Source organism: Herbaspirillum robiniae (genome assembly GCF_002213415.1).
GTDB classification, from domain to species: domain Bacteria; phylum Pseudomonadota; class Gammaproteobacteria; order Burkholderiales; family Burkholderiaceae_D; genus Herbaspirillum; species Herbaspirillum robiniae.
The window spans coordinates 49,026-70,200 of record NZ_NJGU01000013.1 but is presented as its reverse complement, the minus strand read 5'-3'; the positions used below and the strand labels follow the sequence as shown (position 1 = coordinate 70,200).

23 protein-coding genes are annotated in these 21,175 nt (G+C 57.6%); 12 read left to right on the top strand and 11 right to left on the bottom strand.

Annotated features, from left to right (window positions below; all coding sequences use genetic code 11):
• Window positions 1–67: 67 nt before the first annotated feature.
• The 4 genes from CEJ42_RS20810 to CEJ42_RS20795 form a co-directional block, all read right to left on the bottom strand.
• On the bottom strand, window positions 68–1,387 hold the full coding sequence (locus CEJ42_RS20810; protein WP_079215996.1) for an MFS transporter: 1,320 nt from the start codon (window positions 1,385–1,387) through the stop codon (window positions 68–70).
• A gap of 224 nt (window positions 1,388–1,611) precedes the next feature.
• Window positions 1,612–2,364 carry an SDR family NAD(P)-dependent oxidoreductase gene (locus CEJ42_RS20805; RefSeq protein ID WP_088752404.1) on the bottom strand — a complete coding sequence of 251 codons (753 nt, stop codon included), beginning with the start codon at window positions 2,362–2,364 and terminating at the stop codon, window positions 1,612–1,614.
• Window positions 2,365–2,455: 91 nt separating this feature from the next.
• Window positions 2,456–3,301 carry an ureidoglycolate lyase gene (locus tag CEJ42_RS20800; RefSeq protein WP_079215991.1) on the bottom strand — a complete coding sequence of 282 codons (846 nt, stop codon included), beginning with the start codon at window positions 3,299–3,301 and terminating at the stop codon, window positions 2,456–2,458.
• 574 nt (window positions 3,302–3,875) lie between these two features.
• Window positions 3,876–4,226, bottom strand: a complete 351-nt coding sequence (locus CEJ42_RS20795) for a VOC family protein (protein ID WP_088752403.1) — start codon at window positions 4,224–4,226, stop codon at window positions 3,876–3,878.
• A 373-nt stretch (window positions 4,227–4,599) separates the two neighbouring features.
• Here CEJ42_RS20795 and CEJ42_RS20790 point away from each other — a divergent pair, with 373 nt between their 5' ends.
• Genes CEJ42_RS20790 through CEJ42_RS20770 form a run of 5 tightly spaced genes read left to right on the top strand, consistent with a single transcriptional unit; the run spans window position 4,600 to window position 7,213 of the window.
• Window positions 4,600–5,007, top strand: coding sequence for a PAAR domain-containing protein (locus CEJ42_RS20790; protein WP_088752402.1), 408 nt, complete (start codon window positions 4,600–4,602; stop codon window positions 5,005–5,007).
• Window positions 5,008–5,009: 2 nt separating this feature from the next.
• Entirely contained in the window at window positions 5,010–5,519 is a 510-nt protein-coding gene (locus CEJ42_RS20785) for a DUF4123 domain-containing protein (protein WP_243397916.1), read from the top strand.
• Window positions 5,503–5,859 carry a hypothetical protein gene (locus CEJ42_RS20780; protein ID WP_088752401.1) on the top strand — a complete coding sequence of 119 codons (357 nt, stop codon included), beginning with the start codon at window positions 5,503–5,505 and terminating at the stop codon, window positions 5,857–5,859. Before CEJ42_RS20785 ends, CEJ42_RS20780 begins: the two co-directional genes overlap by 17 nt.
• Complete coding sequence (locus tag CEJ42_RS24850; RefSeq protein ID WP_129587809.1) at window positions 5,859–6,473, top strand: Tox-REase-5 domain-containing protein; 615 nt, start codon at window positions 5,859–5,861, stop codon at window positions 6,471–6,473. The genes CEJ42_RS20780 and CEJ42_RS24850 overlap by 1 nt, the downstream gene beginning before the upstream one ends.
• Window positions 6,474–6,478: 5 nt before the next feature.
• Window positions 6,479–7,213, top strand: a complete 735-nt coding sequence (locus CEJ42_RS20770; RefSeq protein WP_243397915.1) for an Imm52 family immunity protein — start codon at window positions 6,479–6,481, stop codon at window positions 7,211–7,213.
• Between the two features lie 178 nt (window positions 7,214–7,391).
• On the opposite strand, the gene CEJ42_RS20765 is transcribed toward CEJ42_RS20770, so the two are convergent.
• From CEJ42_RS20765 to CEJ42_RS20755, 3 genes are all read right to left on the bottom strand, one after another.
• Window positions 7,392–7,727, bottom strand: coding sequence for a hypothetical protein (locus tag CEJ42_RS20765; protein WP_129587808.1), 336 nt, complete (start codon window positions 7,725–7,727; stop codon window positions 7,392–7,394).
• Between the two features lie 27 nt (window positions 7,728–7,754).
• Window positions 7,755–9,974, bottom strand: coding sequence for an ATP-binding protein (locus CEJ42_RS20760; RefSeq protein ID WP_088752398.1), 2,220 nt, complete (start codon window positions 9,972–9,974; stop codon window positions 7,755–7,757).
• A 234-nt stretch (window positions 9,975–10,208) separates the two neighbouring features.
• Window positions 10,209–11,135: a LysR family transcriptional regulator gene (locus CEJ42_RS20755; RefSeq protein WP_088752397.1), complete on the bottom strand. Its 927-nt coding sequence runs from the start codon at window positions 11,133–11,135 to the stop codon at window positions 10,209–10,211.
• 116 nt (window positions 11,136–11,251) lie between these two features.
• Between CEJ42_RS20755 and CEJ42_RS20750 the strand changes: the two genes are divergently transcribed.
• Window positions 11,252–12,418 carry a mandelate racemase/muconate lactonizing enzyme family protein gene (locus CEJ42_RS20750; RefSeq protein WP_079215979.1) on the top strand — a complete coding sequence of 389 codons (1,167 nt, stop codon included), beginning with the start codon at window positions 11,252–11,254 and terminating at the stop codon, window positions 12,416–12,418.
• Window positions 12,419–12,724: 306 nt separating this feature from the next.
• Here CEJ42_RS20750 and CEJ42_RS20745 read toward each other — a convergent pair whose 3' ends face one another.
• The 3 genes from CEJ42_RS20745 to CEJ42_RS20740 all read right to left on the bottom strand — a co-directional run bounded on the left by CEJ42_RS20745 (window position 12,725) and on the right by CEJ42_RS20740 (window position 14,934).
• A complete protein-coding gene (locus CEJ42_RS20745; RefSeq protein ID WP_088752396.1) occupies window positions 12,725–12,982 on the bottom strand; it encodes a prevent-host-death protein in 258 nt (85 codons plus the stop codon).
• Window positions 12,983–13,625: 643 nt separating this feature from the next.
• Complete coding sequence (locus CEJ42_RS24845; RefSeq protein WP_129587807.1) at window positions 13,626–14,447, bottom strand: hypothetical protein; 822 nt, start codon at window positions 14,445–14,447, stop codon at window positions 13,626–13,628.
• Window positions 14,434–14,934: a hypothetical protein gene (locus CEJ42_RS20740; RefSeq protein WP_088752395.1), complete on the bottom strand. Its 501-nt coding sequence runs from the start codon at window positions 14,932–14,934 to the stop codon at window positions 14,434–14,436. Before CEJ42_RS20740 ends, CEJ42_RS24845 begins: the two co-directional genes overlap by 14 nt.
• Window positions 14,935–15,122: 188 nt before the next feature.
• Here CEJ42_RS20740 and CEJ42_RS20735 point away from each other — a divergent pair, with 188 nt between their 5' ends.
• The 6 genes from CEJ42_RS20735 to arsH all read left to right on the top strand — a co-directional run bounded on the left by CEJ42_RS20735 (window position 15,123) and on the right by arsH (window position 19,701).
• Window positions 15,123–15,458 carry an ArsR/SmtB family transcription factor gene (locus CEJ42_RS20735; protein ID WP_207760464.1) on the top strand — a complete coding sequence of 112 codons (336 nt, stop codon included), beginning with the start codon at window positions 15,123–15,125 and terminating at the stop codon, window positions 15,456–15,458.
• Between the two features lie 42 nt (window positions 15,459–15,500).
• Window positions 15,501–16,010, top strand: coding sequence for an arsenate reductase ArsC (locus tag CEJ42_RS20730; RefSeq protein ID WP_008328786.1), 510 nt, complete (start codon window positions 15,501–15,503; stop codon window positions 16,008–16,010).
• A 65-nt stretch (window positions 16,011–16,075) separates the two neighbouring features.
• On the top strand, window positions 16,076–17,359 hold the full coding sequence (locus CEJ42_RS20725; protein WP_088752394.1) for an arsenic transporter: 1,284 nt from the start codon (window positions 16,076–16,078) through the stop codon (window positions 17,357–17,359).
• Between the two features lies 1 nt (window position 17,360).
• Window positions 17,361–18,560 carry an MFS transporter gene (locus CEJ42_RS20720; RefSeq protein ID WP_088752393.1) on the top strand — a complete coding sequence of 400 codons (1,200 nt, stop codon included), beginning with the start codon at window positions 17,361–17,363 and terminating at the stop codon, window positions 18,558–18,560.
• Window positions 18,561–18,569: 9 nt separating this feature from the next.
• Window positions 18,570–18,998, top strand: a complete 429-nt coding sequence (gene arsC, locus CEJ42_RS20715; protein WP_088752392.1) for an arsenate reductase (glutaredoxin) — start codon at window positions 18,570–18,572, stop codon at window positions 18,996–18,998.
• Window positions 18,964–19,701 (top strand): arsenical resistance protein ArsH, encoded by a 738-nt coding sequence (gene arsH, locus CEJ42_RS20710; RefSeq protein ID WP_165774485.1) that lies wholly within the window; start codon window positions 18,964–18,966, stop codon window positions 19,699–19,701. The genes arsC and arsH overlap by 35 nt, the downstream gene beginning before the upstream one ends.
• 192 nt (window positions 19,702–19,893) lie before the next feature.
• Here arsH and CEJ42_RS20705 read toward each other — a convergent pair whose 3' ends face one another.
• The gene (locus tag CEJ42_RS20705; RefSeq protein WP_088752391.1) at window positions 19,894–20,835 is read right to left on the bottom strand and encodes a hypothetical protein; all 942 of its coding nucleotides are present in this window, start codon (window positions 20,833–20,835) and stop codon (window positions 19,894–19,896) included.
• Window positions 20,836–21,175: the final 340 nt, after the last annotated feature.

Sequence of the window (21,175 nt, the reverse complement as noted above, 5' to 3'; positions counted from 1 at the left end):
GCAGCCTGAACCGCGGGAGGCGCGGCCGCTTCCCGGCCACGTCTGCCATGCATCGGCCACGGTCGCATCATTTCTGCGCCGGCTCGCGGAAGTAGATCCGGCGCGGCAGCGCCCACAGCAGCAGGGCAGCGCCCACCACGCATTCCAGCGCTACTACGTACAGGCCGATGGCGGCGCTGCCGGTGATGTCGCGGATCTTGCCGACCATGTAGGGCGTGATGATGCCGCCCAGCTGGCCGACCGAGTTGATCAGCGCGATGCCGGCCGCAGCCGCGGCGCCCGACAGCACGCGCGGGGGCAGGATCCAGAACAGGCCGATGCCGGCGATGATGCCGGTGGCGGCGGCCGACAGCGCGATCACCAGGATCAGCGTGTTGTTGCCGAAGTAGGCCGCGGCCGCGTAGCCGATGCCGCCCAGCAGCGCGCAGCAGGCCAGGTGCCAGCGGCGCTCGCCGGTGCGGTCCGAGCTGCGGCCGATGAAGATCATGCCCAGGCCCGCGCAGATGTAGGGCAGCATCGAGATCAGGCCGATGATGAAGGTGTCGTCGGTGCCGGCGGTCTTGATCAGCTGTGGCATCCAGAACACCAGGCCGTAGATGCCCGAAGCCAGCACCAGGTAGATCAGCGACATGACGATGGTGGTCGGTTGCTTGAGCGCAGCGCCGAAGGAGTGCACGGCTTCGCTCTTGGGTTCGGCCGCGAGGCGGTCGATCAGCAGCTTCTTTTCTTCAGGCTTGAGCCAGCGGGCGTCTTCGATCTTGTCGTCGATCACCAGGTAGCACACCACGCCCAGCAGGATCGAGGGAATGCCTTCCAGCAGGAACAGCCACTGCCAGCCGTGCATGTCGGCCATGCCGTGGGTCCACTTCATGATGCCGCCCGACAGCGGGCCGCCGATGATGCCGCACACGGCGATGGCGGCCATGAACAGCGAGTTGATGCGGCCGCGGCGCACCGACGGGAACCAGTTGGTGAAGAAGTACAGCGCGCCCGGCACGAAACCGGCTTCCAGCAGGCCGATCAGGAAGCGCAGCACGTAGAAGCTGGTTTCATTGGAGACGAACATCATCGCCGCCGAGGCGATGCCCCAGGTGACCATGATGCGGGCGATCCAGCGCTTGGGGCCGACGCGGTGCAAGATCATGTTGCTCGGCACTTCGAACAGGAAATAGCCGACGAAGAAGATGCTCGCGCCCAGGCCGTAGACGGCGTCCGAGAAACCCAGGTCGGTCTGCATCTGCAGCTTGGCGAAGCTGATGTTGACGCGGTCCAGGTAGGCGAACACGAAGCAGATCATCAGCAAGGGCACGAAGCGCCAGGTGATTCTGCGGTAAAGGTTGGATTCTTGTAGGTCCGACGCGGTGGCCGGGTAAGGTACTGCTGCCATGATGTGTCTCTCCTCGAAAGGCTTTTGGTTAAAACCGAAGGCGCAAAAAGTCCATCGCCGCCGCACGGTACGCGGAGGTCGCTTGTTATTGTGGGTATTGGATTGGCGCACGGAAGAACTCCGTGCGCCGGTGCTGCAATTTCTAATACTTGTTGTGTGCTGCCTGGTTTGTGCCTGCAATCACCGGCGCCGCGCCTCTTCCCCTGCGCGGCGCAGGCCTGGCATCAGTAGGTGGCGCGGCCGCCCGACAAGTCGAACACCGAGGCGGTGGTGAAGGAGTTTTCTTCCGACACCAGCCAGGCCACCATCGCGGCCAGCTCTTCCACCTTCACGAAGCGCGCGCGCGGGATCTTCGACAGCATGTAGTCGATGTGCGCCTGGGTGCACTGCTCCAGGATGCGGGTTTGCGCGGCGGCCGGGGTGATGGCGTTGACGGCGATGTTCTTGGTCGCGGTTTCCTTGCCCAGGCTCTTGGTCAGGGCGATCATGCCGGCCTTGGCGGCGCTGTAGGCCGACGCGGTCGGGTTGCCTTCCTTGCCGGCGATGGAGGCGATGTTGACGATGCGGCCGTAGTTCTGCGCGATCATGCGCTGGACCACCACCTGGTTGACGTAGAACGCGCCGTTGAGGTCGATGTCGATGACGCGGCGCCATTCTTCCGGCGAGTAGTCGGCCACCGGATTGTTCTGGCCGGCGATGCCGGCGCTGTGCACCAGGATGTCGATGGACTGGGTGACCTTCTCGGTCGCCTCGATGGCCTTCTTGACGTCGGCTTCATTGGAAATGTCGACCTTGATGGTCTCGACATTGCCCAGCGGCTCCAGCTTGGAACGGGCCTCGGCCAGCGCCTTCTCGTCCATGTCCCACAGCACGACCTTGGCCTTGCCCTGCAGCAGGCGTTCGGCGACGGCGTAGCCGAAACCCTGGGCGCCGCCGGTGATGATGGCGCTGCGGCCCTGGAAGTCGTAATGATTCATTGTGTGCTCCTTCTCATGATCTTGAGGTAGGCGCAGGCCGCGTGGGCCTGCGCATCGTTCTTATTGTGGGTGCCGCTTTGCGCGCTGCTGCTTACGCGTTGACGGTCTTCTGCTGCTGTTCGCCCAGGCCGTCGATGCCCAGGCGCATGACCTGGCCGGCGCGCAGGAACACGGCTTCAGGCTTGACGCCCATGCCCACGCCCGGCGGCGTGCCGGTGGAGATGACGTCGCCGGCCTGCAGGCTCATGAAGCGGGACAGGTAGGACACGATATGCGCCACGCCGAAGATCATGGTGCTGGTGTTGCCGTTCTGGTAGCGCTTGCCGTCCACTTCCAGCCACATGCCCAGCTTCTGCGGATCGGCGACTTCGTCGCGGGTGACCAGCCAGGGGCCGATCGGGCCGAAGGTGTCGCAGCCCTTGCCCTTGTCCCAGGTGCCGCCGCGTTCGATCTGGTACTCGCGCTCGGAGACGTCGTTGACCACGCAATAGCCGGCCACGTGGGACATCGCATCCTTCTCGTCGATGTAGGCGCCGCCCTTGCCGATCACCACGCCCAGCTCGACTTCCCAGTCGGTCTTCTTGGAGCCGCGCGGAATCTTCACGTCGTCGTTGGGACCGACCACGGCGGAGGTCCACTTGTTGAACACCACCGGTTCGGCCGGGATGGGCAGGTTGGATTCGGCGGCGTGGTCGGCGTAGTTCAGGCCGATGCAGATGAATTTACCGATGTTGCCGACACAGGCGCCGATGCGCGGGCTGCCGTCGACGACGGGCAGGCTGTTGATATCCAGCGCGCGGATCTTGGCCAGGGAAGCATCGTCCAGCACGGCGCCGTTGAGGTCCTTGATGTGGGCGGACAGATCGCGAATCTTGCCGGCCTGGTCCAGGATACCGGGCTTTTCCTGCCCGACCGGGCCGTAGCGGAGTAATTTCATCGTGTTTCCTTTTTGAAGATAAGTTGTCTCAAATCGGCGCCGGCGCCAGCCGCGGCCATACCGGGCGGAATGCGGGCCTTGTCGTTTTGCGGATTGGATAATACCAGTTTATTGGTAAGACCAATAGGCCGCTTGGGATGAGATTTGGTTATCGGGTGATAGTGTTTTTGGGGATTGTCGGTGGCCAGATTCGGTCGTTGCTTGGATTCTGGCCTCATAAAATCAATGACTTAGCACCAATGTGGAGGTGCGGCCCTGTATTGCAGAACCCCGAAGCATGGTGCGTCGCTACATCCGATTCCGCGCAACCGCGCCTTGGATGAGTCGGCTTTCCGAAGATGTGCCTGGACTTGTGAGAACCGGGAGGGGAAGGGGTGTATCCGTATGGCAGCCTCAGGAAGGCGGGGAGATGAGGGGCAAAAGGGTAGGGGCAATTTTTCGGTTTAATCGACAGGCGCCGATTTATGCAGGTGCCTGCTTCTGGTCGATTGGGAACCGAATGAACTACGCACCCCGGAACATTTCGATCAAGCCTTCGGCTGGATCTTCTCCAACGAGCAGTTCGTAGAGTTCGTTATTCGTGCTCGAGGATGTTGATGAGTGTGCCGAACGGATCCTTCACAAAGAACCGGCGAACGCCCCACGGTTCGCTGACCGGGCCGTACTCCAAGGGAATGTTTGCCGCCTGCACACGACGCAGCACCTCGCCCAGATCATCGACCTCGATGGAAAGGCCTGGCACCGGAGTATCGGAACCGCCTTCACTGGCAACACTGACTTGTACATCCATCTTGGTGGAGCCCGCGTAGGTACGAATCCAACCGTGGTCCATGGCCAGATTGAGGCCGAGAATGTCTCGGTAAAAAGCGTCCGCCTTATGTGGTTCGGCAGCGGCGATATTGGTGATGATGCGTTTGATTTTCATATCGGTTTCAAGGACTCTGGCAGTTGTAATTGGCAGTCACTGCGAGTGAATTATGAATGTCGGTTTGTGGCCGATACCGGCCGTTCAATTCTGCGCAGACTACCAAGTAAAGCCCGCACATGAGGGCTTTATCACTGTCAACCAAAGAGATCAAAGACCGTAACTCGCAGCATTACCGATGCTACTGAGGGCGATGTTGCTAGCCGCACCGGACGTCACGAGGTGGCCGCCTGCCGGAAGGCGCTGCTCCCTCCGACATTCCGATGCCCTCAAAACTCAATTCCCACAAAATGGGAACCTCGACCGTTCTTTCATATCGAATCGCCTCATAGATGCTCTGGTGTAATTGCCTAAATCTAAGTGCGGAGTGAGCGTGAGCCGATCCTTCATTGTTGTTGGTGACAAGACAAGTCATGGCGGTACCGTCATCACCGGCGACCAGTCATTTCTTCTTTATGGCAAGGCGGTTGCCCGTGTGGGCGATCTGACCACATGCCCCAAATGCAAAGGCACCTACCCCATCACCAGCGGGGCCGGCGACATGAATTCGCTCGGACAAGCCCCGGCACGTGAAGGTGACCGCACGGCCTGTGGAGCGACTTTGATCGCCAGCCAGGCCCTGACCTCCCACGCCGAGAAAGCAACCTCAGGCCCGACGGCCCATGCCGGCGCCGTACCTATGGCCACCGCGGCAGCCGCAGCATTGAAGGACAGTGGCATTTGCCTCAGCTGCATGGCCAAGGCCGCCACGGCCGGGGCAACGATGATCGTGCGAGATTGACGATGGCCGCCGACCTCATGACGCACCTGGAAGCGCTGCGAACCGACCTCCCTGACCTTCGCCTGCACGCGCTCATCGACGGCCTGCTATATCACCGCAACGCGTCGCATGCCCCCCTTCCTGGCCAACCAGGCGTCCTGTCGCTGTTGGCTGGCACGATCGACGACATGCTTTCCGAGGCAGGTCCGTGGCTCATCGACCCGCAACATGCCACGCCCGAGCTGTGGAGTGCCATCGGGCGACTTGAAGCCAAGGCTCCGGCTGTGACATGGATCATTTCGCCAATGGCGATAGATGCCCTTGGCGCCATGTTGGGTGATCGCCTGAATCTGCGATTGCCTGATGATCGGATTGCCATGTTGCGATTCTGGGATCCACGCGTGCTCGCAACGCTTGGTCGAGACCTGAATGAGACGCAACGCCGCGAATTCTTCGGCGACATTGTCGAGTGGCACCTGCTGCTCGATGGTCGTCGCGTCCATATTGCCCGCCACCATGCTGACGCTCACTAACGCCCAATACCAGACCTTCCTGGCACGCGATACACAGAATTTCGTGGCGGCCGTGGCCGACCAGTTCCTGGCCAAGCGACCGGAGATGCTGACCGATCCCGGGCGCACCGAAATCATTGCGCGCATGCAGACCGCTTACGACACTGCGCAACAACTCGGCTTCACATCCACGCCCCACATGGTTTACATGATGTATCTCGAGGCCGACGGCCCGGGTATGTTCGCGGACGAGATGATCCGCCATTACCTGACTCGACCAGGCGCCACGCCAGAGCAACGGCTTGACGATTTCGATGCGCTCTTGAGAGAGCACGCACGGCGCCTGAAAGGAGAACAATAGTGGCAGGCATAGCAGTCAGAATAGGGACGGTGGTCGCCGAACGTGCTGCCCCTTATATTCTTCGTGCGTTGCCGCCAATTCTAGGCGGCACTGGCGGGGTGATCGTCGGAGAAGAAATCGACAAGCGACGCCAGGAAGCTGACCAGGCAAAGGCCTCGCCAACTGCACAAGTTACCTCAGAAGCCAAGGAAAAAGAGAAGTGCGAGAAATGTCCGCCAGCATCCGGTGCAATTTTCAGACGAAGCTTTCCCAAGCAAAAGAATTGGATGGTCTATCAAGCCAGGATAACTGGCATGGTACTTACCGATAATTACATTGAAGAATGGACGTACCTTGGTAAGAATTTTGATGGCTTTCAGCTGGCAGAGTGTCATTTGATGGAAGCCAAAGCAGGCCACGACTGGATTTTCGATGACGAGTTGGACGTCAAATACACCTTTCATCGAGATATCCTCGAGCGCATGATGGAAGATGCAAAAGCGCAAAATCCTCTCGCTATGCCCCGCCCACCGGTGAAGTACAGTTGGTATTTTGAACAACCGGCCACTTACAAGTACATGCTCCCTATCCTCAAAAGAATAGGCGCAGATATCAATGTTCACCTTCAACCCTGATCGATATGAATCGTTACAGCATCGAAATTTTCTACCAACCGTGGTCACAGGAAAAGACGCTGGGTGATCGCATGAGGGCGGCCTACCAGATTCTTGAGCTGCTGGGCGGTATCGATTCACTCTTGATGCCGAAAGAGTGGCTGCTCGCCACTGGAGACAAAGATGGATCGTTCCGTTATCCCGCATTCGAAAATGCCGAAGCAGGACCCGCGTTGCTGGCGTTTCACCGGGAACGTTACAGCCGCAAGGGTGAAAGCCATCCGAGGTCCTGCACCTTGTGGAACGGACAGCTCGAAAAAGGACATCGCGCGTCACTGTCCATCGGCTACAACACGCCTCAGCCTGCGTTGGAAACTATCAGTATTTCGCTGGATGACATTGATGAATGGCATGACTGGAAAACTGCCGCGAGATTCATCCAAACTTGCGTAGCCCTGTACTCACCGAAGGCGCTCTTCATACAGCCGGCCAAGTATGAACCCGTCTTTTACGATAAACCCAGCGTCGGATGGATGCTCTACTTGCCCCGCGCGCTAACGCCAAGCGAAGTACCAGAAGCTCATCGTCTCGAGCCCGTGCTGGATGTAGACGGAAAACGCCTGGGTACGATCGTGATCAGCATCACCGATGGCATCCTGGACGTGAACAATCCCGAGCATATCAACCTCGCCCATGACATCGAGATTCGCCTTGCCGATCAAGACTTGCTGCCACGATACCCACTGCTGTCAACGCAGTAAATTTGTGGGCAGGATTTTGTCTGGCCCCGACCGGCGGCTGGTTGAGATACCGAATGGCTGCAAGAAGTAGCCCTGCTCAGATCAATGGGCCTTGATCAATGGCCAGAGTATCCGAATGTCTGTTTCTGGCCGAACGCCGACGTCCGAAAACATGCTTCTCTATTCTTGCTTCGAAGGTTTAATTCCATTGATACGAAGCTGCACGAGTGAGGTTAAGGATAGCGCCATCACTTAGCCAAGGAAAACTGGCTTTCAGCCCTGCTGTTGCCCTGGCGATGTCGGATGGCATGCTTGAGAGCGTCCAATATGCGGAAGAACAGGCCTCGTTCCATATCTGCTTGATGAGCGTTCGCTCTTCTTGGGTAAGCTCCTTGGCCGCCAACGTATCCTGGAGGTATGCCCACGGCATTGCCCACTCTGAGAACTCGGCAAGAGCCTGACTGATCTTTCGCTCATTGTTCATTCGCTGTCCTCCGACTGCATCCGCGAATCTTGGGTTGGTCAGCGCTGCCATGTCGCACGGCACCGCCAGCGGGATTATTCAAGTTCGATTGTTCATCTCACTCAGGTAGCGCCGCAATTCCTCCATGGGCAACGGTTTTGTCATGTGCAAATCAAAACCTGCCGCAGCGGCCTGATCTTTGTCGCCGGAAAGCCCATAACCCGTCAAGGCGACAAGATGTATCGATGCTGGTTGCATGGTGTTGCGAAGGGCGGCGGCCAGTTCATAGCCGTTCATGTCGGGCAGGCCGATGTCTACCAGCGCGACCTGGGGTTGGTGAATCGCGGCGACTGCCAGCGCCTCCTTGCCATTGGAGGCAGAGCGGATTTCCAGGCCTAGTTCCGCAAGGAGGGCATGGGTGATTTCACGCAGATCATCCTGATCTTCCACCAGCAATACCTTAATGCCCTTGAGTGAAGAATCGATATTGGCCGGCGCGGCCAACGTCGCCGATGTGTCATTGGCCAGCAGCGGAAGCCGGATCTCAAACGTACTCCCTTTTCCTCTTCCGGCGGAGCGGGCCACGACCGTCCCGCCATGAAGCGCGACCAGCTTTTGCACCAGACTGAGCCCTATGCCCATTCCTCCCTCGGTACGAGCCAATGTATTGTTGCCCTGGACGAACACGTCGAAAACATAAGGAAGCAGTTCCGGTTCAATACCGACGCCCGTGTCCGATACCCGCAGCAAAGCCATTCCCTGGTCTGCCGTGACCAGAACCTCGATCGTCCCTCCCTCATCGGTGTACTTCGTGGCATTGTCGATCAGATTGCTGAAGATTTGCTCCATGCGCGTGTGGTCGGCGTCGACCATGACTGATTCCGTACGGTAGGAGAACCGGTGTTTGGCGAGCCGCGACGTATCCATCATGGATTTGATGGACGCGGCAACCAGCGTGCCCAGATCCACCGGATGCGTTTCCAGCTGAACCTTGCCATAGACGACTCTGCTGAGATCAAGCAGGTCGTTGAGCAGAGACCGCAGGTGATCGCTCTGCCGGTGGATGATATCGGTTGGCCGGCGCAATGCGGGATCGTTGCCGATTCTGATCTTGAGCAGAGAAACGGCGACGGTGATTGCCGACAACGGATTTCTCAGCTCATGCCCCAGCATCGCCAGAAATTCGTCTTTGCGCTTGTTCTCGACCTCCGCGGCGTTCCTTGCCGTCCTCTCCGAGTCGAGAAGTTCGGCGTTTCGAGCTTCCGCGGCTTTCAACTTGGCTGACGCGCTGAGGATAGAGTCTTGCAGATGGTCGATTTCAGGCGTGCCGGACCGTCTCATCATGGGCAGGTTTTCGCTTTTCCCCAGCATGGCGGCGGCAGCGGCGGCAGCTTCTATCGAATCAGCCAAGCGCTGTCCGACTACCCCGGCGCCGATGAGTGCGACAACGACCGCCAGCAGTAACCCTCCCGCCGCGATATAGCCGGCCTCACGGACCTGGCCGTCAATTTCCTCCGCAGGCACTCCCACGGCCACGGTCCAGCCCGACAAGGCCGAGCGGTTGAGGACGTCGTACACCTCGAGGTTTCCTCGCACCGTGTGCCTGCGAATACGGTCTGACTGAGAGCGTATGGCTTCCACCGTCTCCGCGTTGGCTGCCTTCCCGACAAATTCATCCGCCCGCACGTTTCGGCCGATCGTCAATCCATTCTTGTCGAACACGCCGACGACCCAGCTCGCAGGAATATCCCGCTCTTTAAAGGCAAGGGAAAAATGTTCGGCATAGACCGCTTGCGACAAGACGAAACTCTTCCCGCTGCGCGTGATGACAGGAACGTCAATGAAGATAATGTGCTTCTTCAGCGCGTGCGACCACACCATTCCGGATATGTGGACGCCCTTGGCAGAGATGATGGGGATCAATTCATCCGGCGAGGGGCGAATCAGCAACGGCGCGCCATACGGCATGCGGGTATTGAGCACCTGTGAGCCGTCCGGAGAATAAAGGATCACCCATCCAATTTCACCGAACGCAGTCGATTTCGCCTGATCATAAAATTGCGCGAATTTTTCGTCGATCAGCAAAGGCGAGCGGGACAGGGCCAACAGCGCTGACACCGCCCCTTGTAGTTCGCGGTCGATGATCAGCGAGGTGGCGCCGGCAGTCTCCCGCATGGCCCTGATGGCGCTCTCGCGCGTGCCGTCGCTCAATCGTTTTGCAGCAAGTGCTGAAAAGACCAGCAAGGGAACCAGGGCGAGCAGGGCGATCAGCGCCAGGCGCGAGCGCAATTTTATCGAGACGATGTTGGATTCGGACATAACGTTGTAGTTTATACGGAATGTACGCACTCAAAACGGATGTGAGTCATCGCCACCGGCGCACATGGGCATGGGGCGCAATATCGGTGGCTCTGCTCCCGTGGGCATGTCCGGGCACGGGCCAGGTCGCCGTATAGTTTGCGCGATGGACCGTAGATGCTGCATTCTGTCGTCCGTGTTTGGCCGATCCCAGATCAAGCGCGATCCCAGGCCGGGGAGCATCTTCAGTGAGCGCTAGGAATCAGCGGGGGGAAGATTCGAGGCCCTGCGTTTCTTAAATTTCTCCGCAAGGAAGTCGATGAATGCCCTGGCGCGCGCACTTTGATTCTTCTTGTTCAGATAATAAACATACAAGTCCGCAGACGGCGGATTGAATTCAGGAAGAACCACTTTCAAGCGGCCGCTCTCCAGGTACTTGGCCAGGTCCCATTCCGAGCGAATCAAGATGCCGTGACCGTCAATTGCCCAGCCCAGGACGATGTCGCCATCGTTGCTGGCCATGGCGCCTTTCACCTTCATCACCTCGTTGTGCTGGTCATGCATGAAGCGCCATATGCCATAGGCATCGTCGTTCTGCTTATGGATGATGCAGCGATGCTGGGCCAGGTCTGCGAGGGTCTTGGGCTCGCCGAAGCGCTCCAGATACCGTGGCGAGGCACACAGGAACCGGCGATTGCTCATCAGGCGACGCGCATTCAGGCGTTTGTCCGGCAACTCGCCGAAGCGAATGGCCATATCGATACGGCCTTCAATCAGGTCGACCGGCCGGTCTGTCAACTCCACGTCCACCTCGACATGGGGATGGAGCCTGGCAAATTCCGACGCCAACGGCGCGATAGTGGTTCGACCGAACCCCAGCGTGGCGTTGATGACCAACTGGCCTCGCAACTCGCTGCTGCTGCGGGTGACGGCCTCCCTCATCTCGCTCAACTGCTCCAGAATCCGCGTCGCGTGAGAAAGATAGGTCTCTCCCTCCTGAGTCAGGCTGGCGCTGCGGGTCGTTCTATTCACCAGGCGAACGCCAAGCCGTTCCTCCATCAAGGTCAGGCGCTTCGTGGCGGCGGGAGGCGTGATGTCGAGCGCCCTGGCAGCTGCCGTCAGGCTTCCATGCCGGGCGAGCAGTACGAAGAACTCCAGATCGGACGAAAAGTCGTTTTTCACCGTAAGTTAATAATCAACTGATTTAAGGTGAAGTATAGGTCAGCAATCCGCCAATAATCTAGGGGCTCCCGAGAAAAGACCATGTCGCCAGTTCGGGCGATGTTGAGGAGAGCCCAATGAAAATCGTCGAAATCCGTGAAGTAACCAAACCGATCAGTTCCCCCATTCGTAACGCCTACATCGACTTCAGCAAGATGACGTTGAGCCTGGTGGCCGTCATCACCGACGTCATTCGTGACGGCAAGCCGGTCGTCGGTTACGGCTTCAACTCCAACGGCCGCTATGGCCAGGGCAAGTTGATGCGCGAGCGTTTCATTCCCCGCATCATGGAAGCGGACCCAGCCTCGCTGGTCAATGACAAGGGTGACAACCTGGACCCGCACAAGATCTGGGCGACCATGTTCACCAACGAAAAGCCCGGCGGCCATGGCGAGCGCTCGGTCGCCATCGGCACCATCGACATGGCCGTGTGGGACGCGGTCGCAAAAATCGAAGGCAAGCCGCTGTTCCAGCTGCTGGCTGACCGTTACGGCGACGGCAAGCCCGACCGCAAGATCTTTGTCTACGCTGCCGGCGGCTACTACTACCCGAATCAGAACCACGACAAGCTGAAGGACGAGATGCGCAGCTACATCGACCGCGGCTACACCGTGGTCAAGAAGAAGATCGGAGGCGCCTCGCTGGACGAAGACCTGCGCCGTATCGACTCCATCCTGAGCGTCCTGCAGGATGGGCAGAAGCTGGCGGTCGACGCCAACGGCCGTTTCGACCTCGATACCGCCGTGCAATACGCCAAGGCACTGTCCCAGTACGACCTGTTCTGGTACGAAGAACCCGGTGATCCGCTGGACTTTGAGCTGCAAGCTACGCTGCGCAACTACTACAAGAACCCGATGGCGACGGGCGAAGACCTGTTCTCGATGCAGGACGCACGCAACCTCATCCGCTACGGCGGCATGCGCCCGGATCGCGACTGGCTGCAATTCGACTGTGCGTTGAGCTATGGCCTGGTCGAATACCTGCGTACGCTGGAAATGCTCAAGGAGCACGGCTGGTCGGCAAGCCGCTGCATCCCGCACGGTGGCCATCAGATGTCCCTCAACATCGCGGCCGGCCTGGGCCTGGGCGGCAATGAGTCGTATCCGGACCTGTTCCAGCCATACGGCGGTTTCCCCGACGGCGTGAAGGTCGACAACGGCTATATCACCATGCCAGACCTGCCCGGCATCGGCTTCGAAGGCAAGGCTGACCTCATCGTGGAAATGCAAAAACTGTCTGCGTAGTCGCACGCAAAGTGGCCATGCCGCCTCAGGGCGGCATGGCCTTTACACGTCTATGTAAGAAAAATGAAGTGGGCAGCTCGATGTGCCGTGAAGGCAGGAGGGCGATGCAGGACAGGCTCCGGTATCGAGCCTGCCGCCATGAAGGAGAGATTCCGGCTGTTTGCTGCGTATTTCAGTGATGGTGGACATCCGGTTCGGCCACGTGGACACTCTCAGTTCACCTTTGTGGACAGTTGGAATGCATCAAATAAATTAGCCCGCATGCGCGGGCTAATTTATTTTCAAACATAGGTTCTCGACCGATTTTCATCCGAAGTCAGCCTTCCGTAACTGGATATCGAGGCGCGGAGCATCGAACTCGATATCTGCCACGTCTGGTGCTCCCAGCGAGACCGCAATATTGGAACGCTGGGCGAGTAGCTCCTGATAACTCTGAAAACTCAGCAGGACATGAGTAGTGGCGCCGCAGTCGGCAATGAAGACAGGCCCATTAACAGTGGCATCAAGGGCCTTGAGTGCATCTTGGGAGAATTCTTGACTGGACAAGAAGGTGGTAATCGTCATGGAAAAACTCCTTTGGTTGAGTGCTGCATATTCGGAGGCTAGTGGACACCCAGTTCGGTTTGAATTGGACACTCAAACCGAAACGAGCTTGACGGTGCAGTAGCGATCTGGGCAGAGCGATGCATCAGAAGTCTGATATTGGCCGATAGCAGTCCTAAACGCGGTGTGATAAGATTCACCTCAATCGCCTGGCAGCCCTCATCCCCGAAAACGGTTCTAGTCGGCTGTCGAGTTTCAGGCAAAACGTAAGCGAAAGCCCGCCTCTGGCGGGCTTTTTCTATTTCCGGCCTCCGTTTTTTCATCTTGCATTACTGGAAATAAATTTCTAGCCTGCAAAGGTGACTCGACTCAATCCCTTCGAGCGAGACGCCTCGCTCCAGACGCTTGGCCCTCGGCAGCAGCACCGAATATTACTGCACATTTCATTTATATCTGTAGGGCCTCTACTGGCTGGTTGCGCGCATCTTAGAGAGGTAGGCTATCGGCGCTGAGTAGTTTTATGGTCTTCCAGCTGTCCAGCTCGACTGAACTAGAAACGTTCACGTCGCCGAACCAAGTGTCCACCATCACTGAAATAGGCAAGTGCCGCGATGAAGCTCGTAGGGTTCTGAGCAGGAGGCCATGGTCGGTAAAAAGCCTCGGGTCAAGCCGATTGAGCCTGTTCGGTTTCACTGGCTTCCGTGTCTAAGACCTTTCTTGAACTGGTCAAGTAAGGATATCGATTCAAAGACATAAAAATGGTGTTCGCATGCAAAGGCCCTCCATCCTCATGCGTCTCACCTGCTGCATAGGGGGTAATGTCCCACGAGAGCCTATCTCTATGACCATCTTTAGTCTTAAACGACACAATGCGACAGCGCTTGTCCGCAGGCACCTCGACTATCGCAACATGATCCCCTTGAATGCCGCGATGTATTACCTCGCAAAACATCCCCATATAAGGTTTGCCACGTAAATGTCCGCACGTTCCATAGCGCTGGCGGCAGATAGAGCATTCGAGCGCTTGAGCAACAAATCCCGCGCTGAGAAAGACTTGCGGCGGAAATATTGTTTCTTCGATGTTTTGTAGTTTTTGAAGACGGTCAGAGCAATGAGAAAAACCAGTATGAGCGCGCGTCGCATCTAAGCAAGCAATTTGGGCCGAAATCAGTTGGTCCCATGCTTTGTTAGGCTTTTCTTGCTTGAGGAGCAACCACATCAAGAGTTCTGCGCGCACAGCTCCTATCGCACATTCAAATGCAAGGAAAAGATTCGCTACGTTCTCGTCATTTTGCTGAATAGCATCAATTTTGATACGCGTCGCTTGCTGCTGCAAAAAGTCCATTTCATGGCAGCGCGCGAGCTGCAACTTGCTATCTCTGGCCGGGCTAAGATAAATTTCGGCCTTCTCGATGCCGGCATTGAAATATTGAATAGCCTCGTTGAGTGTCAGCTGCGCCCCTTTCCCTACGTCAGACAGTGCCATCTTTTTTCCCCATTTCGCGCACTATCTCTGCGATCTGACTCAGTCCATCGCACGGTCCGTTATAACGAATTTCTTTGCAGGCTCCATCGGACTCTTGGAAAACCACGTTGAGAGACGCCGTACCGCCTTTAGCTCCCTTGAACAGGTCATACAGATAGTTGGTGATCAACCCAAGGGTCACAGACAATACGTTCGGATCTTGAGCAAGTAAGCCCGCGGTAACAAACAGCGTCGGTCCGAACCATTCAAAGCCGTATTGCTGCAAATAAGGCGGTTCCTGGTTTTCATCGAATATCTCGACGAATTTGATGTCATTGATCCGCCAGAGCGCTTTTACCGTATCTGATTCAACAAATTGTCGAAGGTCCTGAATTTCGTTCGCCGCCGCGATGTTTACTGGCAGGATGGCCAGGCCATTAGGAACGCGAACTCCCAGCTGTCCTAATTTTTCGGCGACGGAGATGTGGTCCTGAATTTCCAGCGACATTGCTTCCCCCCTATCTATGAGATATGTGATTTTTGGAACGTAACCGACGTTCGGCGATGATACCGTCATAGGCATCGACGATGAGTGCTCCTGATCGATTCCGGACTACTGCCACAAAAATCTGACATTCTCTTGTTTTAATTCGATTATTCAATAATAATTGAATCATTGGATTGATTGGAGCTGCTATGGAAACCAAGACCGTTATCACCGCACTGGCTGCTTTGGCCCAGGAATCTCGCCTGGCCATCTTCCGTCACTTGGTACAGGTGGGGCCAGAAGGCAGCGCTGCCAGCAAGATCGGGGAAGCCCTGGACATTGCTCCATCGTCACTGTCGTTCCACATGAAAGAGCTCTCGCACGCTGGTCTGGTGACTTCGCACCAGGAGGGGCGCTTCGTCATTTATGCCGCCAACTACACCGCCATGAACGATGTTCTGGGCTTTCTCACCGAGAACTGCTGCGGCGGCAATGTGTGCTCGCCGGTAACCGCATGCTGCGAGCCAGCCACTACTACCGAATAATCAACGCCTGGAACCGTCATGCCTTCACGCCAAGGAGTCACCATGTCCACTAGCCAACAGAAGACCTACAACGTTCTTTTCCTCTGCACCGGCAATTCGGCTCGCAGCATCATGGCCGAAGCACTGCTCAACACCATGGGCAAAGGCCGTTTCAACGCCTACAGCGCAGGCAGTCATCCAGCCGGCGCCGTCAATCCGCTGGCGTTGGAACAGATCCACGCGACTGGCTATCCGCTGAATGACCTGCGCAGCAAGAGCTGGGATGAGTTCGCGGCACCGGATGCCCCCAAGATGGACTTCATCATCACGGTTTGCGACAACGCCGCCGGCGAGGTATGCCCGATCTGGCCTGGACAACCGATCTCGGCCCACTGGGGATTCGAAGATCCTGCGGCTGCTACCGGTACCGACGAGCAAAAGCGCGCCGTATTCTCGAAGGTTGCGCGTCAGATCATGACCCGCGTGAACATCTTTGCCAGCCTGCCGTTCCACACGCTTGAAAAGACCTCGATCAAGCGAGAGATGGACGCTATCGGCGCCACCCCGGTTTAAACCTTACGGCAGGAGCCATTGGGCTCCTGCCTCCCTGACTCCTCTTCTTCGACCAAGGAAAGAAAGTGCTGGCCGCTTTTGTCATCTTCCTGCTCACCCTGATTTTTGTGATTTGGCAGCCCAAGGGGCTCGGCATTGGCTGGAGTGCGTGCGCTGGTGCGGCCGTGGCTTTGGCTGCCGGCGTCATTCATCTTTCGGACATCCCGGTTGTCTGGCACATCGTCTGGAACGCCACGGGTACCTTCATCGCCATCATTATCATCAGCCTGCTACTGGACAAGGCCGGCTTCTTCGAGTGGGCAGCTTTGCACGTAGCGCGGTGGGGTGGTGGTCGCGGCCGCATGCTGTTCGTACTGCTGATCCTGTTGGGCGCAGCCGTATCCGCCCTGTTCGCCAACGATGGCGCCGCGCTGATCCTGACGCCGATCGTCATCGCCATGCTGCTGGCGCTGCGATTCTCGCCCCAGGCGACGCTGGCCTTTGTCATGGCAGCCGGCTTCATCGCCGACACAGCCAGCCTGCCGCTGGTGGTGTCCAACCTGGTGAATATTGTCTCGGCGGACTTCTTCAAGATCGGCTTTGCAGAATATGCCTCGGTCATGATCCCCGTCGACATCGTGTCAGTCGTGGCGACGCTCATCGTGCTCTTCCTCTACTTCCGTCGCGATATCCCCGCAACCTATGACCTGACCCAGGTTCCGGATCCCGTCGCTGCCATCCATGATCGAGCAACGTTCGTTGCCGGCTGGTGGGTGCTTGCGCTGCTGTTGGTGGGCTTCTTCTGGCTGGAAGGCCTCGGTGTGCCCATCAGCGCCGTAGCAGCGGTTGGTGCACTGATCCTCTTGGCAGTTGCTGGCAAAGGCCATGTCATTTCCACGCGCGAGGTCATCAAGGGTGCGCCCTGGCAGGTCGTGTTCTTCTCGCTGGGGATGTACCTGGTTGTCTATGGGCTGCGCAATGCGGGCCTGACGGACTACCTGACAAGCGTGCTGAACGGCTTTGCAGAGCACGGCGTCTGGGGCGCTGCCCTCGGTACCGGCTTCTTGACGGCTTTCCTGTCGTCGATCATGAACAACATGCCGACGGTGCTGGTGGGCGCACTGTCGATCGACGCCACCACAGCCCAAGGCGTGGTGAAGGAGGCAATGGTCTACGCCAATGTCATTGGCAGCGACCTTGGTCCCAAGATCACCCCCATCGGTAGCCTGGCGACCTTGCTCTGGTTGCATGTGCTGGACAAGAAGAGTATCCACATCTCATGGGGCTATTACTTCCGGGTGGGCGCGATGCTGACGCTGCCCGTCCTGCTGGTGACGCTGTCTGCCCTGGCACTGCGAGTGGGGAGCTGAAGTGGAGGCCTGCAAATCGACCTGGCTGATCCCTTCGCTTGGGCTGACCCAGATTGTCGGCTGGGGCTCGATGTTCTATGCCTACGGGATCTTGATGCAGCCGATGCAGACTGAGCTGCAGCTCTCCAAGCCAGTCGTGGTCGGAGCTTATTCCCTTGCGCTGCTCATTTCCGGGCTGATGTCGACGCTGGCCGGCAGCATCATTGACCGCATCGGTGGCCGATTGCTGATGGGCGCCGGAACCGTGTTGGCCGCGTTGATGCTGGCGGCCATGTCTTTCGTTCACGATGCGCTGGGGCTTTATCTTATCTGGGCGGTCATCGGACTGGCCATGAGCGCGACGCTATACCAGCCGGCGTTCGCCGTGTTGACCCAGGTCTTCCAGGCGGATTTCCGCCGCGCCATCACGATGTTGACGCTTTTTGGTGGCTTTGCCAGTACCGTCGCCTGGCCGTTGACCCAATGGTTGCTGGAGCAGTATGGCTGGCGGACGACGTGGCAGATTTACGCGGTAGCCAACCTGGTGATCTGCCTGCCGGTTCATATGCTGCTTCCAGCAGCCAAGTCTATTCAGAAGACCAAGGCCGCCGCCAATAAGGATTGGGATCTGAAGGCTGTGCTAAGGCAACCGAGTTTTTATGCAGTGACGGCGGCCGTGACCTTGAACGCCCTGGTGTTCTCGGCAATGTCGTTGCACTTGATGTCGATTTTGCATGATCGAGGAATGACGCCGTACTATGCCGCCGCAATCGGAGCGATGATTGGCCCCATGCAGGTGTTGGGCCGAATCCTGGAGACCACGATCGGGAAGAAGGCCAGCACCAGGCAGACGGGCCAGTTTGCCATTTCCTTGCTGCCAGTCGCTTTGCTTCTGCTCTATGCCCCAGCTGAATGGCTGGTGCTCTACGGACTGTTTGCCATCCTGTACGGCATGGGCAACGGCGTCATGACCATCGTTCGAGTGACGTTGCCAGCTGAGTTGTATGGCCGTGAGGCCTACGGCGCCATCAGCGGCGCGATGGCAACGCCGGTCACGATCGCTTTCGCAGCCGGTCCGTTCGTCGCCTCGCTCCTGTATAGCGTCGGGGGCGGCTATCCCGGTGCCATAGCTGCCCTGGTTGCCATAGCGGCGACGGGGGCAATTCTCTTCTTTTTCGCTACGGCGGCGATTCGCCCGCAATCAGAGCCGATTTCACAATAGGACCTCACCATGACGATCATCTATCACAACCCTGCATGCGGGACCTCCCGCAACACCCTGGCCATGATCCGCAACAGCGGCGAAGAGCCGACCGTGATTGAATACCTTCAGCATCCGCCCAGCCGCGAGCAGCTGGTCAAGATGATTCAGGATGCCGGCCTGACGGTTCGTGAGGCCATCCGCCAGAAAGGCACGCCTTATGCTGAGCTGGGTCTGGATGACACTACCTTGACCGACGATCAACTACTGGATGCAATGCTGGCCAATCCCATCCTGATCAACAGGCCGTTCGTCGTGACGACCAAGGGAACTAGGCTGTGCCGTCCGTCCGAGTTGGTATTGGACATCCTCCCGAACCCGCAACAAGGCGCTTTCACCAAGGAAGACGGCGAAGTCGTGATCAATGCGGAGGGCCAACGTGTCGCACCAGGTAACTGATCTGCCTAACGTCGATCCCAGCCAGTTCAAGATGCCGGCGATCGGTGACTTCTCGAAAATTGGCGCATCGACCCACCGTCCGCGCTTTCTCCTGCTGTACGGATCTGTTCGTGAACGCTCTTATAGCCGGTTATTGACCATGGAAGCGGCCCGGCTGCTGGAAGCGATGGGCGGCGAGGTCAAGATCTTTGATCCGCGCGGCTTGCCGCTGCCAGATAGTGAGCCGGAGACACATCCGAAGGTCGTTGAGCTACGTGAGCTGGCCAATTGGTCCGAAGGCATGGTGTGGTGCTCGCCTGAGCGCCACGGCGCCATGACCGGCATCATGAAGGCCCAGATCGACTGGATCCCGCTGACCCAAGGGGCTATCCGTCCTTCACAAGGCAAGACCTTGGCCGTCATGGAAGTGTCTGGTGGTTCGCAATCTTTCAACGCCGTGAACCAAATGCGGATCCTCGGCCGCTGGATGCGTATGCTGACCATTCCTAATCAGTCATCGGTGGCGAAGGCCTATCAGGAGTTCGATGACGCCGGCAGGATGAAGCCGTCGCCATACTACGAGCGCGTGGTCGACGTGATGGAGGAGCTCTTTAAGTTCACACTTCTAACAAGAGACATTTCGCCTTACCTCACGGATAGATACAGTGAGCGTCGCGAAGAGGCGGCTGAGCTATCGAAGCGGATGAATCAAGCAAAGCTGTAGCAAATGCAGGAAACGGCAATCGTTCTAATGGTACCGATAGGCTCGAAAGGTGAGCTTTTACAGGGACCATATTTACCTTGCCGTATTCGCGCTAGCGTTACGTTGCGAGCCTCCCGGTGCCACCTCTGCGAAAACCTGCCCCCAGGGACACGTGCTTTTTTGGCCGGAAACCCCGCCTGGGGTGACTTCTTTCTACACGTCTAAAAGCTTAAATCCGCGCCTACGAGCTCCGCCTCTCGGCGATCTGGCCGCCCACGCAGCCAGCCATCCTTCGGCTCTAGTTGTGATCGGCGTCCACAAATGAACCGCTCCACCTATTGCCTCAACGATCTCAGCGCCAAGTTCTTCGCCATAAAGAACGGCTGACAGACTACGAAGATTATTGGCCGACAAGCCGGTCTGCTTCCTCACCAGGGTAGCCAAGTGAGGACGTCGCGCATCCAGCCATTGAGATAAGCCAGATGGCGGAAGAAGCACAGGCAGGTCGAAGCCTGACTCGTGAAATTCCATCTCGTCCTTAGAGGTAAGCGTCAGCACTTGCTGCTCAAAGACTGCTCTCAAGCGTTGCGCTTGTTTGACGGAAACATGTGCACACGCCGGCTGATTGTCGATGGCTACGGCCCTATCAACACGGGTCGTATGAAAGGCACATACGTCCTTGCGCCTGACAGGAAACCAGCAGTACTTGCAGAACCGGTAGAGATCCCCCGCGCCGTCATCGGTTTCTAAAAACGGCCTGGCAACAGGGACTCCGAGGTAGCCGCACAGTCGGTGGAAGGAGAAAACCTCAATAAACGACGGAAATTCAATTTCCCGCGGTGGCCTGGCCGTATGCCTGACAAACAACTCAATCATCCGGCCAATCGCGGCCAATTGTTGCTCCTGCTGGAGTTCAGAAGCAAATACCAATTTGGGGTAGAGGGTCTGGATCTTGTCCCAGGAGGGCTGGCCCTGAATGGAGACCAGAGGCCTGTGCACCTCGGAAAGAAGCGGTACTACATGTTCGCGAATCACTTTGATCGCAACAGCCGGCGTGACAGCCCGGCTTTCGACCGCTGTGGCCATGTGTCTTAGCACTGACTGGTAGGGATCTGGGATGTTGTCGAGATCAAGATCGTCCAGGTGAAAAGGCATTTCAAATGTCCAGATAGCCTAGTAGTTTTCGTGACACGTTCTGCGTAGGATGAGCCACCGATTGTTTGGATACCGTCCAATAGCGCCGTTTCGGCAATGTGGACGGCGTTTCGGCAACGTGGACAGCAATTTGATGCCGCTGCTGGCGATGTTTCTGCATCACGGCCATCAATTACTTGAGGAGATTTCACCTAGTCAGAAACTAAGAACAAAAATCCCCCCTTAAAAAGCGAAAAGCCCGAGTGACCAGACTCGGGCTTTATCGTCGGCCGTAACCGAAAAGATCTCAGATCTCGCGGAGGAGTATCGGCTGCAACGTCTTTCCTGTCAAGGAGAGCGT